Origin of the sequence: Undibacterium parvum, assembly GCF_003955735.1 — a bacterium.
In the GTDB taxonomy this organism is placed as follows: Bacteria; Pseudomonadota; Gammaproteobacteria; order Burkholderiales; family Burkholderiaceae_D; genus Undibacterium; species Undibacterium parvum.
Genome location: NZ_CP034464.1, coordinates 4553622 through 4570358 on the forward strand (window position 1 = coordinate 4553622; position 16737 = coordinate 4570358).

The window sequence follows — 16737 nt, forward strand, 5'->3', positions numbered from 1 at the left end:
GCCTCAGGAGCCAGATAGACATCGCATGTTTGGTCTATCTGGCTCCTAATTTTTTCCATCTGCGTTTTTAAATCGCCAACGTGACATCTCCCTTTGGAATTGCGCAACAAAGCAGGACTTCGCCCGCAGCCAGGCTGATCGCTGGTGCGCGTGGGTAGATTACTTCTCCTTGCAGTAAAGTGCTACGACACACTCCGCAGTGGCCATTACGGCAAGAAAAATTCGGGCTTAAGCCGCTACTTTCGGCCAATTCCAGTAGGGACATATCGCTGCTTTGACTCCAATGAGCGCTACTGTCACTTTGCTGAAACCTGACGCTAGCGTCTGCCAGCTGCAACTCGCTTAGCGACATGCGCTTGGCATCAAATGACTCATGAAAAATCGCATGTGGGGCTACCCCTAACTGTTCTAGCATGCGCATCACATCGCGCTGAAAACTGTCAGGGCCGCACAGGTAATACTGGCAATCAGCGGGACCTAAACTAATCCATTTTTCGGCGAACCAGCAGCCGAGATCGGCCATTACGGATTCTATACACTGACTCGACAAACGTTGATCACTATCAAAATCCACCCCAAGAAGGCTATCTAGGCTGGGCTGGGTATGGATGTAATGGGTATGTAGTTGCGCATGCGCGGCCACCAGAGTGTCGACTTCCTGACGAAAAGCATGCGTCACTTTATTCTGGGTGGAGTGGATAAAATACAGTGTAGGCAAGCGTTTATCTAGGCGTGCCAGATGCGCCTTTAACATACTCAGCATCGGTGTAATGCCTATACCTGCACTGATCAATACCACCGGCACCGCGACCTCGCCACGCTTCAAGGTGAAATAGCCACTCGGTGCCATGACTTCAATTTGCATGCCAATTTGTAGTTGTTGGTGCAAGTAAGACGATGCCTCACCGAGTTCTTCACGCTTTACACTGATACGATAGCGTTGCAAGTTTTCGTCATAGCTGGAAATACTCCAGCACCGAGATATTTGTTTGCCATTTGGCAGAGTTAATCGACAGCTTAAAAATTGTCCGGCGCGATAGCCAGCCACCTGCTCACCAGGCACCGCTGGCGACAAATAGAAAGACTTGATCTGCTCCGTTTCACTGACAATATCGCTGACTACAAAATTTTTCCAGCCGTTCCAGCGATTGCGCTGTACGAGTGCTTTTTCTATTTGTAGATTGCGCGCGGCCACCAGCGCACTGAGCATTTGCTGGCCCATACCCGGAATCGCAATCAAACGATCAAGCTCTTGCGCTTCGGCCTGTGGCTGCATCAAGAAGCGCGCCAACTCCGGCACCGTGATGCTATCGTGTTGGCATGCGATATGCTGCACCAGCATACCAGCTTCTATCAAGCCGGTGCTGATTACCTCCAGATAAAATCCGGTACGCCCAGAACTCTGAAACTTTGCCAGAAAACTGAGGGGCTGAGCGACCCGCCACAGAAAATTTTCACATGGGGCACGGCAACCCGATACCTGCAGTAGCACTGGGCCTATCTGCAAAAAATCACCTATGCGCAGCTGGCTTTCGTCCAAACCCTGCAGACTTAAATTTTCACCGATGCTACCGCATTGCCAGGGCGTCGCCAGATCTAGCTCCCGGTTCCAGTAGGCATAATTTTCGGAGCAATAAGCGTACACCGCGTTTTTGTGGTTGGCTACCTGGTTACCCACGATCCCGGTGTCGGTGACCTGCACCGTCCCCACCACTTGCTGCTTGATGATGGCGGTCTCAAAGCTGTATCCGTCCACGCTATAGGTTTGACTGATGCCAGAAAAAATTGCCCTTAGCTTGACCATATCAAACCCTTTCGTTAAACACTTAGAAATTCAAACATGGTAGGCCGCTTGCGCATATTCCATGCGGGTTTCCAGCCTGCCTGGCCTGCAAGGCGCATGGAATATGCGCCTTGGCAGGGCTGCCTACGAAAAACTGAAAAACGTTTAGGCTAGTCTGGCTTGTGGCGCGCGGATGAAAGGCCATGCCAGTACGCAGGCCAAAATCAAGACTATGCTGATGCCGCTGGCACCGAAGTAATCGAGGGCGGCACCGCCCACGATAGGCCCCAGGATAGTGCCGAAGTTATAGCCGATCAGGGTTAAGGCCATGGCCGCGACTCTGCTGCCGCCACTAAAATAGCGACCCGCCACGATGATCGCGAGGGTATAGCCGGAGCCTACGCCTAGCGCCCAGATCGTCACCCCAACCGCCAAATAGAGCACCGGCAGTAAGGCCATGCTGAGCGCCCCTGCGACCGCCAGCATAATACATAAGTGAAAAACCCGGCTTTCGTGCCAGCGGTCGCAACAGTAACCGATAGGATACTGACTGGCGATATTGACGACACCGATCAAACTCATCAAGAGCGCCGCCTGCTGCGCTGTAAGCCCTTTTGCAACCCCTAATAAAGGGAACATTGGCGCTGCCAGTCCTTCCGAGAACCCGCCCAGCAATGAGGCCGAAAAAAGTAAGGGACAGAGCCTGAGTATGTGCAGATACGACAGACTCGTTTCATTCGAGTCATGTGCCTCACTAGCAGGGTCGCTTAAGCCTGTCATCAGTAACAAGGCGCATAGATTGCAGCCCATCATGATCAGAACACCGAATTGAAATCGGGCATTGATCAGCGCCACCAGTAGAGCAGCCGCTGCCATCGCCAAGCCGACAAAGGTCTCGACCAGACCGATGGTGCGACCACGTTGATCATCTTTGACAATTTGTGCCAACCACGACTCTGAGGCAACCCAGAAAAAACCATTACCCAGACCTATCATGCTGGCCGCCGCCAGCCACAGCCAGACGTTATCGCTGACATACAGTAGCGCCGTCATCAAAAGATTGATCGCCACACCGACACGAAAGGCGCGCCCTACTCCTAGGTGGCTAGTGAGCTTGGGTAAAAATCCCATGCCCAACAACAGCATCGCGCTTGGCATGGCGACAAAACAGCCGATAAACAGGCCAGTTTCACCGCGCGCTTCCAGCGTCAAAGCGTACAGCGGGATAGATAGCCAATGGCTCATTACCACCAAGGTGGTGGCAATCAACAGTCGCGGGAATGCGAACATGAGAATCTATTCCTTAACATAACAGGGGTAACGCGTCTGGGCCTCTAGCGCGGCGCTTAAGTCTAAGTCGTAAGTGACGAAAGGCTGCTCCAGTGTGGTTTGCGCGACGATTTCACCGTCGGGGCTCACTATCCAGCCCTGCGCGCAGGTATTTTCATCGGCATCGGGCGGCAAATGATTGGAAGTCAGTACCCAGGCACCACTACTAAATGCGGCTGCCTGCGTCGCAATCTGCCACATCGCCTGATCGTCCGCCCCCGGATAATTGGCGCGCGGATTAACAATAAGCTGTGCGCCGGCGCGTCCGTACTGGCGTGCTCGTTCTAAAAACCAGATATCGGTGCAGATCAGCATGCCGCATTGGGCCTGCGCCGTAGCGAATGTCTTAAATTCCCCTGCCCCTGGCTGATACCAACTGGCCTCCCAAAAACCTGCTTCGTCAGGCAGATAATGCTTGGTATGTATATCTTGATGCTTGCCATTTTCGGTAAGAAACCCCCGATTATGGCGGCGCCCGCCGGTACTCACTGGCCGCGTGCCGACGGTGGCGTAGGGCAAATCCATCAATTGGTGCAGATAGGCTTGATGCGTGTTCAGCGCTGCTTGCCATAGCTCAGCTTGATAATGTGGGCTGCCACATAACCAGGGCGAAAATGGCAGCTCGGGCAAGACCAGTAACTCACTTTGCGATTGCTGCAGGTGTACCAACAAGCGCTTCCATTGGGAGGGAAACTTATGCGTGGCGCTGGATAGCTCGCAGACCGTGACTTTCATAATATTCTGTTCTTCTCTGTTGAGTCTTCAACGCACAAATTTACCGTCACGCCCTATCAATACCAGCTCGACAAATTTTGAGCCTTCATGATGCTTGCCTGAAAAACGTAGCTGAAAATCGCCGAGATCAATGGGGCCCATACGCTCTGCCGTGTCGATAAATTTTTCTCTGCTTAGATCGCGCCCAGTTTCCTTTAGAATCGCCACAAAGCTCTTGGCTGCCATATAACCTTCCAGGCTAGTGAAGTCGTACTCGGTCTTGCCAACTTTTTTCATGGCCTTACGATATTCTTCAACGATCGCAAACTTCGGACTCCACGGTGATGGCACGGCGTTCGAGATGACGACACCACTGCCTTCCTTGCCCAATGCTTCCGAAAGTGCACGGGCACCGACCAGTGACAAACTATAGAATTGCCCTTTGTAGCCGGCAAGTCGTAGTTGCTTAATTAAAGTCGCGCTGGAGCCATAGGTACTAGCGAGCAAAATCACCTCAGGTTTTTTTTCCATGAAAATATTCACGGCCTGACGGATATCAAAATCGTCTTCAAAATTGACGCTGGGTGGCACCATCGCGACGCAGCTTAAAGGCAGATTAATTTGTTTGAGCTCGGCTTTAATATTTTTGAGTATGCCTAGGCCATCACTATCGTTTTGGTAAAATACCGCGACGTTGGCCACCTTGGAAATCGCCAGTTGCCTGACGATATACGCGGCCTCTTGTTCATAGCTTGCGCGCAGATTGAAGATGTAGCGATTAAACGGAGTGCGCAAACTGGCCGCTCCTGAAAGCGACCCAAAAAACGGTACTTTGGCTTTGGTAAACAGCGGAATCGCCGCTTCGCTGGTGGCGCTGCCGACATAGCCGAACAGGGCGAACACCTTATCTTGTTCTATCATTTGCCTGGTGTTTTCTAGCGCGCCAGCCGCCACATACATATCATCCTCTATTTGCAGTTCTATCTTTCTGCCATACACCCCACCTTGTGCATTGATCGCATCGAAATACAGTTTGGCACCAAAATTCATCTGCACCCCGAGAACGGAGGCGGCACTAGAGATGGCGGCTGATTGCCCTAGCAGTATCCGTTCAGCACTGACCCCATTCTCGGCCTGTACTGAAAGGCTACTGACAAGCACTAAGGCGGAGATCAGACTACGGCATGTAAAAGCTGGCGTTACAGATGAAAATTTCAGCATGTGTGAACTTTCGGTTTTGTAGGCAGAGCCTCCGGCCGGAAACCCTGAAACGCTAAATAGAGCTAGCCGATACGCATCCAGGTGGTTTTCAGCTCGGTGTATTTATCAAACGCATGCAGCGATTTATCGCGTCCGTTGCCTGACTGTTTATAGCCGCCGAACGGCACCGTCATATCGTCTTCGTCATAGGCATTGACATGCACAGTGCCGGCTTTGAGTGCGCGTGCAGTCTGTATCGCTTTATTTAAATCTGAAGTCCAGACTGCGGCTTGCAGGCCGTAGGGCGTGGCATTGGCCAGCCGTATTGCCTCCTGCAAATCGCTAAAGCCAAACACCGATAAGACGGGGCCAAAAATCTCTTCGCGTGCGATCGTCATGCTACTGTCTACACCGTCAAACAGCGTCGGCGAGACGTAGCAACCACCACTATCGCTGCGTTGTTGCACTCCGCCTGAGAGCAATTTCGCGCCTTCGGTCTTACCCGCTTCGATGTAGCTCAAGACTGATTTTAGTTGTATGCCATCGACAATCGCTCCCATCACGGTATTCTCGTCCAAAGGGTCGCCGACCTGGAAGCTCGGCATCAAAGCCAGCGCTTTTTCCAGGAACTGCGCCTTGATAGACTCTTCAACAAATAGTCGGGATGGCGCATTGCAGCTTTCGCCCTGATTAAAAAACATGGCACCGATAGACGAACGCACCGCGGCATCTAAATCCGGACAATCAGCACAGACGATGTTAGCTGATTTGCCGCCCAGTTCGGTCCAGGCGCGCTTCAGATTAGATTCACCAGCATATTTAATGATCAATTTGCCGACTCTGGTGGAGCCGGTAAAGCCTATGCAATCGACATCCATGTGCAAGGCCAAAGCACTACCAGCCTCATGTCCGTAACCGGGTACCACGTTAAAAACACCGGCAGGTATACCCGCTTCTAAAGCGATTTCTGCCATGCGCAAAGCAGTTAATGGCGATTTCTCGGACGGTTTTAACACCACGCTATTGCCCGCCGCCAGCGCAGGACCTAGTTTCCAACTAGCCATGATCATAGGATAGTTCCAGGGCACGATGGCAGCCACCACACCAACTGGTTCACGCGTGATCAGCGCCAGCGCAGAGTCGGCAGTTGGGGCGATTTCATCATAGATTTTATCAACGGCTTCGCCATACCAGCGTATGCAATTGGCACTGGCCGGTACATCGACGCTGAGGCTGTACTTGATAGGCTTACCCATATCCAGGGTTTCTAATAAGGCCAACTCTTCACGATTTTGCAGCAGCAAATCGGCAAATTTAATCAGGGTACGTTTACGCTCTGTTGGCGCTAAGCCGGCCCAACGCCTATCGTCAAAAGCACTACGTGCCGCCACCACCGCTTTGTCGACATCGGCAACATCGCAACGTGCGACGGACGCCAGATTGCGCCCATCGATAGGTGAAATACAATCAAAGACGGCGCCAGACTCGGCCGCCACACGTTGCCCATTGATGAAGGCACGGCCATCTATTTTTAGCTGAGCGGCACGCTCATGCCACTGTGTTGTTTGGATTTGCATCTATTTACTCCATGACGGTAAGTCGCTAGCGTCTGCTCACTATGAGCAGCCTAGAAAAATTGGTTAGGTCTGGCAAATCTGCGCGGCATGGGAAAATCCCATGCCGCGTTTTACTAAGTGGCTATTTTCAAGAGGTGGCTAACTGCCTTAAGCGCAAGCGTTCTGCTCTCGCCATATAAAAACTAGAAGCGATCACCGCGATGCTGACCACCAGGATAGTCAAGGCCGCCACTGCATTTACTCTAGGATCTAAGCCTAAACGGGCACGCGAGAAAATCACCAAAGGCATGGTGGTGGCACCTGGTCCCGACAAAAATGCGGTGAGAACGACATCGTCCAATGACAGCGTAAAGGTCAGGAGCCAGGCCGAACCTAGGGACTGCAGGATATTTGGCAAAGTCACCAGAAAGAATACCTGGTGCGGCCGACACCCCAAATCCATGGCGGCCTCTTCCAAAGATTTATTCATCTCCCGCAAACGCGACTGTATGACTACCGTGGCATATGCCATCCCTAATAAAGTATGGCCTATCCAGATCGTGACCAAACCACGCTCCGGAGCACCAAACGTCTTTTGCAATGCCACCATAAATAACAGCAAGGACAGACCAATAATGACTTCGGGCATGACCAGCGGCGCACTGACCATGCCACTAAATAGAGTACGGCCAAAAAAACGACTGTATTTTTCGAGTACAAAGGCGGCAAAAGTCCCCAAGATGACTGAGGTACAGGCGGTCATAACGGCGATTTTCATCGAAAGAATAAACCCAGCGATGATTTCGCTATCCTGCGCAAGTGCGGTATACCAATGAGTAGAGAAACTGTTCCAGATCATGTCCTCCCTAGAGCTATTGAAAGAAAACACGATCAATACCAGGATAGGGAGATATAAAAATAGATAGCCTATCGATAACCAGCTACGTCCAAAAAAGCGATATCCGTTCATAGTCCACTCATTTCTTGCTTGGCTTGGTATTTGTTGAAAATACCCATAGGTAATAAGATCAGCAAAATCATCACCACCGTGACCGCTGAGGCCATAGGCCAATCATTGTTACTAAAGAATTCGTCAAACAACACCCGTCCTATCATCAAAGTCTCCGGGCCACCGAGCAATTCAGGGATGGTGTATTCACCTATGCAGGGGATGAAGACCAGCATAGAGCCGGCGATGATGCCGGATTTCGATAGCGGCACGGTGATACGCCAAAATGCCTGCCATGGGCTAGCCCCCAGATCGGCAGCAGCTTCCAGATAACGCACATCGAGTTTTACCAAGTTGGCGTACAGCGGCAAGATCATGAAAGGCAGATAGCCATACACCATCCCTAAAGCTAAGGAAAATGAGGTATTCATCATGTGGATAGGGTTATCGATTAAACCCATGGAAAGCAGCAAGTGATTCAATAAGCCGTTATTTGCCAAAATCCCCTTCCAGGCATAGATACGCAGTAAGAAAGAGGTCCAGAATGGCAGCATGACCAACATCATTAAGGTATCGCGTCGACTCGGTTTGGCGCGCGCCATAAAATAGGCAAATGGGTAACCAAAGAACAAACACAGTAGCGTCGTAATCAACGCAAATTTCAATGAATTGAGGTAGGTAAACAGATAGAGATTATCTTCAGCGATAAAAAAATAGCTGGCAAATCTCAATTTTAAATTTGCCACACCATTGGTATAACTCCAGATGCTACCGAAAGGATCGATGCTATCGCCCATATCAGTCACACTGAGTTTGAGCACAATAAGAAAGGGAAGCAAAAACACCAGCAGCAGCCAGACGTAGGGAATCCCTATGACCAGATGGCGCCCGCTGAGAGCCCGCAAGCGCAGCACTCCGAATAAATTTGAAAATATAGTTTTCATAGCATCCTCGCTGCTTATTGGGTCAACACCACAAGATTGTCCGGACTCCATCTGGCGTAGATTTTTTCGCCTAGCTTGAGTTGATGAGAGGAAAATCGGTCAGAGTTGGCGATGCTCGCTTTCAATAACAAGCCGCTACGCAATTTAATATGGTAGATCGTGTAACTCCCCAGATAGGCCCAATCGACCAAGCTGCCCTCAACACAGTTATATAAACCTTGGCCTAAATCCTGAGGCTCGTTAAAACTAATGATGATTTTTTCCGGGCGTATCCCAACTGAAACTGGCATACCTAAGTTGCCGCTAATTCCATGCCCTACATAGTGTTTGCACTCCGGCGTTTGCACCACCACGTGATCGGGTTCATCTTCGATCAACTTGCCATCAAACAGATTGATGTTGCCTATGAAGTCAGCGACGAAACGGCAATTCGGCGTTTCGTAAATTTCTCTAGGTTTGCCCACTTGCGCAATTTGTCCATGGCTCATCACCGCGACGCGTGAGGCCATGGTCATCGCTTCTTCCTGGTCATGCGTCACCATCACGCAAGTGACGCCCACTTTTTCTATGATGTTGACCAACTCCAACTGGGTTTCTTCGCGCAACTTCTTATCTAGGGCCGCTAAGGGTTCATCAAGCAAAAGTAATTGCGGCCTCTTGGCCAAGCTGCGCGCTAAAGCGACGCGCTGCTGCTGGCCGCCCGACATTTGATGTGGCTTGCGTTTGCCGAAGGATTTTAACTGCACCAGATCAAGCATCTTATCGACGCGATCCGCGACTTCATCTCGCTTCATGCCATCGCGGCGTAAGCCGAAAGCGATGTTGTCCCATACGCTCAAATGCGGAAACAGCGCATATGACTGAAACATCATATTGATAGGCCGCTCATAGGCGGGCGCACCGACGATATTTTTTCCGTTCAGTAAGATCTGCCCGGAAGTCGGCGTTTCAAAACCGGCCAGCATGCGTAGTAAGGTAGATTTTCCACAACCAGAGCTACCGAGTAAGGCGAAAATCTCGCCTTTCTGAATCGAGATCGAGACATCATCGACCGCCCGTACTCCGTCAAACTCTTTGACCAGATTACGGATCACTAAGAAGGCTTTCTCATCCTTGGATGAGGGAACTACGTCGGGTTTTTTATTGGTTGCCATGACAGATTTGGTACTTTCAAAATTGGAGATTATGTGAAGCGACTTCACATCTTTCTTGTAGGGCGCCACACACTGGCAGCATTGCCTAGACTAAAGGTAGTTGCGCTGTTGCAGATCGGCCAGCGTCTCATCCAGACAAAAACGGATCAAGGCGATCATCTCGTCGATCTGCGCAATAGTCATAGTCAAAGGAGGAGAGACAATCATACGATTGCCAACCGCGCGCATAATCATGCCGTGCTTAAACATGTGGTCGCGACAGATCTGCCCCACCCCAAGGTCTTTCGGGAACATCTGCATATCAAAAATATTTTCGGCTTTTTCTTTGACTAAAACCAAGGCCGCTAAAAATCCGCAGGTATCGACCATACCAACCAGGGGATGGTCAAGCAGACTGTCAAATCCTTGCTTCAGATACGGCCCAGTTTCGTCCCGAACTTGCTCTATAATTTTTTCTTCGCGCAAAATGCGAATATTCTCGAGTGCCGCCGCGCATGCAACCGGGTGGCCAGAGTAGGTGAAGCCATGGTTGAAGTCGCCGCCTTTTTCTATCAGCACCTGGGCCACCTTATCGCCTACCATCACACCGCCCAGCGGCAAATAACCGGACGTGACCCCTTTGGCAAAGGTCATTAAATCGGCCTTGATTTCGAAATGTTCGGAGCCGAACCAGCACCCTACGCGACCGAAGCCACAGATGACTTCGTCGACGATCAGCAAAATATCGTATTTGCTACAGATGCGCTGAATTTCCGGCCAATAGGTAGCAGGCGGGATAATGACACCACCGGCGCCCTGCAAAGGCTCGGCAATAAAAGCGGCGACCTGGTCGGCACCAACTTCCAGAATTTTATCTTCTAACCATGAAGCGGCTTTTAGCCCAAATTCATCCTGCGTTAAGCCCTTGCCGCCTTCCAAATAGTAAGGTTGGCCTATATGTACTATGCCAGGAATAGGCAAGCTGCCTTGCGCGTGCATTGCTGACATGCCGCCGAGCGAGGCGCCCGCTACGGTGCTGCCGTGATAGGCATTGTGACGACTGATAATCACATGGCGTTCGCTATAACCGAGCAAATCCCAATAGCGACGCACCATGCGTAGATTGGTATCATTCGCTTCGGAACCGGAACCGGTAAAGAAGACATGCTTGAATTGGGGCGGTGAAATTTCGACCAAGGCCTTGGCCAATTCCACCGCAGGAATATTCGTGGTATTGAAAAAGCTATTATAGAAAGGCAGTTGCTGCATTTGCGTATACACCGCATCTGAGATACTTTTGCGGCCATAACCGACGTTGACGCACCATAGGCCCGCCATGCCATCTAAGATACGCTTGCCTTGGCTATCCCAAAGATAAATATCCTGCGCTTCGACGATGACCTGAGCTCCGCGATTTGCCAAAGCTTTGAAATTGGTAAACGGATGTAGATAATGCGCCGTATCCATGGCCTGAATAGCTTCAGTGTTGTAGTGCACTTGCTGCGGTGTCGAGACCACGGCTAGGGCTGCCAGTGTATTTGATTTCATGTTTCACCTAATTGTTGAATACCGGACAAAGCCGCGGATGTGGCGCTGGCGTTTGTCTAAATTTCAAAAAATAAAACGAGTTAATCCTATTCCTTCGCTTTGCTGGCGAAGGAAGTGATGTAGTGAGAAGCTAGTGGTTTTAAACGTGCAGCAGCAGGTGCTCACGCTCCCAGGGACTGATGACTGTCATGAACTCTTGATGCTCCAGATCTTTGATGGCGCAATACACGTCAATGAAACGCTCACCCAGTACGCTACGCAGCTTGGTCTCGGCGCGCAGTGCCTGCAACGCCTCAGGCAAACCCTGTGGCAATTCAAATTTCAGGTCATACGCACTACCAACCATGATCGGTGTCGGTTCCAGTTGCTCGGTCATGCCGAGATAACCGCAGGCCAGTGTCACAGCCAGTGCCAGATAAGGATTGGCATCGGCACCGATAATGCGATTTTCTACCCGCCTATCTTGCGCGCCCGACTCAGGTACACGAAACCCTACGGTACGATTATCCAAACCCCACTGGATATTGATAGGCGCAGCCGTGTGGCGCACGATGCGACGATACGAATTAACATAAGGGGCAACGATCGCCATCGCCGCAGGCATATAGCGCTGCAAGCCAGCGATGTAATGTTTAAAAATTGGCGCCGCCGAGCCATCCAGATTACTGAAAATATTCAAGCCGGTCTTGGCGTCAACCACGCTTTGGTGTACATGCATGGCCGAGCCTGGCTCGCCCATCATGGGTTTGGCCATGAAGGTGGCATACATATCGTGCTTCAAAGCCGCTTCCCGCAGGGTGCGCTTAAAAAAGAACACTTTATCGGCCAAGCCTAAAGGATCGCCGTGCAGGAAATTGATTTCCATCTGACCGGCACCGATCTCATGTATCAAGGTATCGACATCGAGATTCATCAGCTCGCAGTAATCGTAAATATCTTCGAACAAGGGATCGAATTCGTTGACAGCATCAATGCTATATACCTGGCGACTGGTTTCGGCGCGGCCACTACGTCCTACCGGCGGCTTCAAAGGCAAATCGGGATCGGTATTTTTAGCCGTCAGATAAAATTCCAATTCTGGTGCCACGACAGGTTTCCAACCTTTGTCGGCGTACAGTTTCAAGACCTTACGTAATACCGAGCGAGGAGCAAAATCGACCAACATCCCATCCGAGAAAAAACAATCATGGATGACTTGCGCGGTCGGGTCTGTGGCCCATGGCACCATGGTAATGGTCGTTGGGTCGGCCTTTAAGATCATGTCCCTATCGGTTGATGAGATAGCTCTATCGTAAGGGCCATCATCGGTAGGATAGTTGCCAGTGACGGTCATGCCCAGCACTGCCTCGGGGATACGCATGCCACGCTCTTGCGTGAATTTACCTCGAGGTAAAATTTTACCGCGCGCCACTCCAGTCAGATCGGGCACTAAACATTCAATTTCTGTCACGCGCTTTTCGTTGAGCCACAGATCCATATCGGTGTACGAAAAATTTTCATGTATAGACATTTTTTACTCGTTTCTTTTTGCGCCGCTTTTCCGCTGCGTTTTTCACTGCATTTTATGACGAATGTTCGCGTCGTTTCCGAGCGCGAGTCTAGGCTCGTTGCGTGCTGCACCAACTAGCCTAGATAGATCCAGCAAGTATTCATAGATAGAGGGAATTCAAAACCATACAAACACCGACTCTGAAGTGACGAAAATACCTACCGAGCTCAACTTCGAGCTCGGTAGGTATTGCTTCGATTAGAAGCTCAGCACCATCGAGGTACCGAACAACTGATTGTCGCGTTTAAACGTACCATCTCTGACATCAACGAAGACTGGCAGACTAGCGCGGTCGTAACGGTATTCAACTTTAAATACGGTATTGGCGTTGAAGTTATAACGCATACCTAAAGTGATTTCGCTACGATTAGCGCCCACTTCAGGATTGCCAACTGGATCAGGGCCCAAACCATTGCGAGAATCGGCGAAGTTCCAGCCACCAAAAGTACCGCCACCATTTTTTTGATTGTTCAAATAATCCAAGCGGACCACACCCTCAAGCGCAGTGTTAAATTTGTAGCCAACGGTAGTACTCGCACCCCACCAACTACTATCGCGCAAATTACCGCTAACTGGGTCAGCCGTGATGGCAGCGTTTCTTTGTGCACCGACGCTCACTTGTCCAGCAATAGACCAATCACCGCGGGTGTAACCGCCTTCTAACTCCAGAGTTTTTACCAGAGCATCAGTCCCATCATAGGCCACGGTGGTGATAGGATTGCTAGCGCCTGCAGCACGGTAATTCGGCAGTTTGCCGACCATACCAACCAGAGCCAGGTAAGTAAATTCTTGTGCGTAATCGAAATAATCGGCACGAAATACCAAGGCAGTGGATTTTTCAGAATTAGGTTTTTTGGACGAGTTGATGTTCGCTACCATGGTTTTCAATGTGTATTTTGAATTCAACGCCTTTTCAAAACCCACACCTGTGAATGAAGCCGGGATAGTGAAATCAAACAAGAGATTATGCGTAATCAGTTTATTTCTGTATGACTCTAAAGCTTCATAACCTTCCCAGGATGGCACTTGACCAGCCAGTAAACGCGTGCCATCTAGGCCGGTAATCGGCATCCAGATACTCGCTTCGTGTACGATAGATTTACCATCGATAGTATTACCAGCACCAACCCGGTTTGGTATCAAGGTCAGATGAAATTTCGTGCCGCTTTCCATCTCTTTTTGAATATCAAGAATGGCAGCACCGAAAGCGCCATTGTCAAACGCGAATTCAGGTGCACCGGTAGCTGTCAGGCTAGAATTTAAGAATTGGAAACCTGCGCGGTTTTGATTCTGCGTATAGATATAGGTAGGGTCGATAGATCCGCTAATTTTCAAACCCTTGATACCCATGCTGGTATTGGCATCGACCTGCGCATCGGCCATCACGGAGAGTCGATTTAACTCACGCTCTTGCTCAGCATTCATGCCTGGCGCCTCGGCATTTTTTTGTTTCAAGGCCGCTTCCAACTCGTTCATACGGGTTTGCATATTGCCTAATGCCGCTTGCGTGCGGCGCATTTCTTGCACAATTTCAGTTTGCGACTGCGCTTGAGCCACGAGCGGTAAGACACTGACGCCAGCGACCAACAGACTGGTAATAGTAGTAGATTTCATGATGGTTTTTCCTTGATAGATGATGTAGAGGCAAAATCTCTCCCCTACCCGCCATCACAGCGGGTTTAGAGGATCTCGATACAAATTGGGGTTCTAAAAAATCAATAGCCAGTCTTGAACTTGGTGTAGATACGCGATGACAACCTACGTATCTCGCCATTGACCTTGCCCTGCACGCCCATGCGATTGATCTCTGCATCAGTCGGGAAAACTTCAGCGCTGCTAGAAATTTCGGGGTTCACAAACTTGCGACCTTCCTTATTAGGATTGGCGTAAAACAGCTTGTTCGTCAATGAGGCATGTACCTCTGGACGCATGATGTAATTCATGAATTTATGCGCATTGCTAACGTGAGGCGCATCTACCGGTATCACCATGGTGTCAAAAAACATGACGCCGCCAGTCTTAGGCATGAGAGGCTGAATATGCACTGCAGGTTTAAGCGCTGCGGCGCGACGCTTGGCATTACTCAGGTCACCCGACCAACCCATTGCGACACAGACCGAGCCGCCCACCATGTCATTGATATACCCGGAAGAGCTAAATAGTGTCACGTAAGGACGCACAGAATTGAGTAAAGCACCCACTTCAGCATAATCGGACGGATTGGTACTTGCCAAAGACTTGCCCAGATAATGCAGGGCAGCCGGCACCACTTCGGAAGGAGAGTCTAAGAAAGAAACACCGCAAGACTTCAGCTTGGAAACGTATTCAGGTTTAAATAACAGATCCCAAGCATTGTCCGGCATAGGTAAATTACCTAATGCGGCCTTGACTTTATCAACGTTGATACCAACCGTGGTGTAACCCCACAGATAATTGACCAAGTATTGATGGCCAGGATCAAGTTTGGCGATCTGCGCCTGAGTCACAGGATCGAGGTTTTTCATGTTGGGCAATTGGTTCTTATCGAGCACATGCAGTAAACCACCATCGGCCTGCATTCTGCCCCAACCGGAAGAAGACATCACGACGTCATAGCCAGAACGACCCGCGACCAATTTCGCATGGAGAATTTCGCTGCTATCGAAGGTGTCATAACGCACCTTGATCCCAGTTTCTTTCTCAAAGTTCGCAATCGTGTCGTCAGCGATATAAGCAGACCAATTGTAAAAGTTAAGAATTTTCTCTTCCTGTGGCTCGGCCTTGGCTGTCACAGAGACGGATGGAATTGCGGTTTGCGCATTGGCGTCAATTGCCAGCAAACCCGCGTAACAACTTAGAATTGAGGCGATAAATTTGTGCTTGAATTTGTGCTTAATACAGATGCTACTCATGCTGATCTCCCTGGTTTATTTTTTACTTATTTGACTTACTTTAAACTCAAATGCTAGGCTAGACATACTCCAGCCTAGTGCATTACTTCGGCTCTTGCTGCGTGGTGCAGTGGATACCACCGCCCCCCGCAGCAATACAGTCGATGTTGATTTGCACTACCAGACGCTCAGGATATAAATCCTGTAGCGTATGTAGTGCGTTTTGATCGGCTTTGGCATCGCCAAACTCGGGTGCAATCACGGCGCCATTCACCAAGTAGTAATTAAGGTAGCCGGCTGCAAAATGCTCGTTCTTATACTGCGCGCGGATTTCACTTGGGGCCTCGATCAAAACAATTTTTAAGGCATTGCCACTGGCGTCTCTGGCGGCACGCAATATTTCCAAATGGCGCAAAGTCATCGCGTGCACGTAAGAACTGGTATCTGGATCAAAATGCACCAGCACCACACCAGGTCCAGCGAAGCGAGCATAAAAATCGATATGCGCGTCGGTAATGTCGCGACCTCGAATACCCGGCAGCCAGATGATGCTATGCAGTCCTAGCAGCGCTTTCAGTTGAACTTCGGCCATGCTCTTGGTCATGCCAGGATTACGATTTTCGTTGAGGACACTGCTTTCTGTGATTAAGGCAGTGCCTTTGCCGTCCACTTCTATCGCACCACCTTCAAGCACTAAAGCGGTTTTTTTTATCCTAGCCCAAGCTGCTTTGGCAGTGACTGCGGCCACCTTACTATCCGAACGGTGCGCTTGTTTATTACCCCAACCATTGAAGTTAAAATCAACCGCCATCCGCTCGCCACTCTTGGCGTGAATAAAAACCGGACCTGTGTCGCGCATCCACAAATCATCCAGAGCGCAAGTGATCAATTCCACATTAGGCCCGCATTTTGCGCGCGCCAGCTCCAGTTCATGCTCTCTGACCAACATGGTGACTGGCTCGAAACGCGCGATGGTGCTAGCAATCAGTCCAAGATTGTCCTGGACTGCCCCCAACATATCACCCCACAACTCGGCACACGCACCAAATGCCATCCAGGTGCGCAAATGCGGTTCGCTCTCGTCCGGCATGCCTACACGATTATTGTTGCTCGTGCTGGCCGGGCCGACGGTATGCTCGACGGTTGGCTTCATTAACATGCC

At 50.3% G+C, this 16737-nt stretch carries 13 protein-coding genes; all 13 read right to left on the reverse strand.

All coding sequences use genetic code 11. From position 1 onward, the window contains the following. Positions 1-67: 67 nt before the first annotated feature. The gene (locus tag EJN92_RS19870) at positions 68-1804 is read right to left on the reverse strand and encodes an MOSC and FAD-binding oxidoreductase domain-containing protein (RefSeq protein ID WP_126129417.1); all 1737 of its coding nucleotides are present in this window, start codon (positions 1802-1804) and stop codon (positions 68-70) included. A 144-nt stretch (positions 1805-1948) separates the two neighbouring features. After that, entirely contained in the window at positions 1949-3073 is a 1125-nt protein-coding gene (locus EJN92_RS19875) for an MFS transporter (protein ID WP_126129418.1), read from the reverse strand. A 6-nt stretch (positions 3074-3079) separates the two neighbouring features. Further along, a complete protein-coding gene (locus EJN92_RS19880) occupies positions 3080-3847 on the reverse strand; it encodes a carbon-nitrogen hydrolase family protein (RefSeq protein ID WP_126129419.1) in 768 nt (255 codons plus the stop codon). A gap of 27 nt (positions 3848-3874) precedes the next feature. Then, positions 3875-5047 carry an ABC transporter substrate-binding protein gene (locus EJN92_RS19885; RefSeq protein ID WP_126129420.1) on the reverse strand — a complete coding sequence of 391 codons (1173 nt, stop codon included), beginning with the start codon at positions 5045-5047 and terminating at the stop codon, positions 3875-3877. 62 nt (positions 5048-5109) lie between these two features. Beyond that, complete coding sequence (locus tag EJN92_RS19890; protein WP_407701531.1) at positions 5110-6603, reverse strand: aldehyde dehydrogenase; 1494 nt, start codon at positions 6601-6603, stop codon at positions 5110-5112. Positions 6604-6730: 127 nt separating this feature from the next. Beyond that, complete coding sequence (locus tag EJN92_RS19895; RefSeq protein ID WP_126129421.1) at positions 6731-7552, reverse strand: ABC transporter permease subunit; 822 nt, start codon at positions 7550-7552, stop codon at positions 6731-6733. Beyond that, a complete protein-coding gene (locus EJN92_RS19900; protein ID WP_126129422.1) occupies positions 7549-8475 on the reverse strand; it encodes an ABC transporter permease subunit in 927 nt (308 codons plus the stop codon). The genes EJN92_RS19895 and EJN92_RS19900 overlap by 4 nt, the downstream gene beginning before the upstream one ends. Before the next feature lie 14 nt (positions 8476-8489). Continuing rightward, on the reverse strand, positions 8490-9629 hold the full coding sequence (locus tag EJN92_RS19905; protein WP_126129423.1) for an ABC transporter ATP-binding protein: 1140 nt from the start codon (positions 9627-9629) through the stop codon (positions 8490-8492). A 90-nt stretch (positions 9630-9719) separates the two neighbouring features. Continuing rightward, the gene (locus tag EJN92_RS19910) at positions 9720-11156 is read right to left on the reverse strand and encodes an aspartate aminotransferase family protein (protein ID WP_126129424.1); all 1437 of its coding nucleotides are present in this window, start codon (positions 11154-11156) and stop codon (positions 9720-9722) included. A gap of 139 nt (positions 11157-11295) precedes the next feature. After that, entirely contained in the window at positions 11296-12666 is a 1371-nt protein-coding gene (locus tag EJN92_RS19915; RefSeq protein ID WP_126129425.1) for a glutamine synthetase family protein, read from the reverse strand. A gap of 237 nt (positions 12667-12903) precedes the next feature. Next, positions 12904-14319: a DUF3138 family protein gene (locus EJN92_RS19920; protein WP_126129426.1), complete on the reverse strand. Its 1416-nt coding sequence runs from the start codon at positions 14317-14319 to the stop codon at positions 12904-12906. A gap of 101 nt (positions 14320-14420) precedes the next feature. Beyond that, complete coding sequence (locus tag EJN92_RS19925; protein ID WP_126129427.1) at positions 14421-15596, reverse strand: polyamine ABC transporter substrate-binding protein; 1176 nt, start codon at positions 15594-15596, stop codon at positions 14421-14423. 82 nt (positions 15597-15678) lie between these two features. Continuing rightward, complete coding sequence (locus EJN92_RS19930) at positions 15679-16728, reverse strand: agmatine deiminase family protein (protein ID WP_227869616.1); 1050 nt, start codon at positions 16726-16728, stop codon at positions 15679-15681. Positions 16729-16737: the final 9 nt, after the last annotated feature.